The sequence below is a fragment of the Leptotrichia sp. genome (genome assembly GCF_057270615.1).
This window is the reverse complement of record NZ_DBHIXN010000148.1, coordinates 1-1,136: the sequence shown is the minus strand read 5'-3', so window position 1 is coordinate 1,136 and position 1,136 is coordinate 1. Positions and strand designations below refer to the sequence as shown.

At 28.8% G+C, this 1,136-nt stretch carries 2 protein-coding genes; both read right to left on the bottom strand.

The annotated features are described in order from the left end of the window. Positions 1-563: 563 nt before the first annotated feature. On the bottom strand, positions 564-881 hold the full coding sequence (locus tag ACO409_RS11015) for a hypothetical protein (RefSeq protein ID WP_485557212.1): 318 nt from the start codon (positions 879-881) through the stop codon (positions 564-566). Positions 882-932: 51 nt separating this feature from the next. Next, positions 933-1,058, bottom strand: a complete 126-nt coding sequence (locus tag ACO409_RS11010; protein WP_000667625.1) for a hypothetical protein — start codon at positions 1,056-1,058, stop codon at positions 933-935. Positions 1,059-1,136: the final 78 nt, after the last annotated feature.

Sequence of the window (1,136 nt, the reverse complement as noted above, 5' to 3'; positions counted from 1 at the left end):
GAGTCAAACGGATTTTAACTGCCATTTTTAAAGTCTCTTTTCTTATTTTTTATTTGAGTGAAATAGCTGAGCTATTTAGCACATGTTCTATTATAGCAGATTTCTGGCAGGTGTCAAGAAAAAAACTTGACAGACTATAAAATTTTTAAACCATTTAGAAATTTACTATAATTTTACAGAAAAATCAGAAAGAGAATGTCATGAAAACTATTTTAGAAACGTTTTATAAAGACCACCGAGTCAAACCTTATATCTCACCTGAACGTGATTTGGATACCTGGCTCCTAAATCCAAAGCCTGTTCCCAAGAGAAATATCAAGGATTTTAAGAATGATATCTACTAATTAATTTATAAAATATGAATGAATAGATTCTAAATAGGGAAATAGTTTAGGTCTGTAAAAGATTAAATAATTTCTATTTTAGCTGTTAGAAACGTTGGTACATCAATGTTTTTAGAATGCTACATAATAAAAGGTAGAGTGAATGGTAGAGTAGTTATTGCGTTAGTTCATCAATCTTATCGATATAAAGATTAACAGATTCTAACTTTCTTTGCGGTGCTAACTCGGCGTATGTGTCCATTGTTGTTGAAATTGATTTATCTTTTTTGATTTTTTAATGACCTTTTTGCCATTATGGATAATTTTTTCAGTTTCATCAGAAATCAAAAATTTTTTTCTTTGAATATTGAAATTTGCGAATGTCTTGGAAAGTCTAAGACAGCTAGATTGTATAGAAATTAAGTCATCATCCGACAAAGAATTCATTCTTTTATTTACAGTTTCTAAATCTCTAAATATAATAGAGCTGAAGCAGTGGTAAAACAGATTTTCAACAAACTTGGCAATATCTCTAAAAATAATTTCTTTATAGTCCAAGTCGGTTTAAGTATTCAAATAAAGCAATATTGAAGCGGTAACTTGTCGCTTTTACTTTTCAACTTGGCTAACTTGACCTGCATTACCTAGGTAGCTTTGCTTTAAATTATATTTTTCTCTTAAAGATTTGATACGAGTATGTATTTCTTGTGAGTAATTTTCATCAAAAAATTTCATATATAATCCCCTATAATCATGGAAAAGTAGTAAAAATAGTTGTTATCCTAGTTGATTAAAAAAATCTCTGATTTCCTC

Coding starts and splice junctions, on each gene's coding strand:
- ACO409_RS11010 (WP_000667625.1), bottom strand. CDS start 1,058: ATGAAATTTTTTGATGAAAATTACTCACAAGAAATACATACTCGTATC.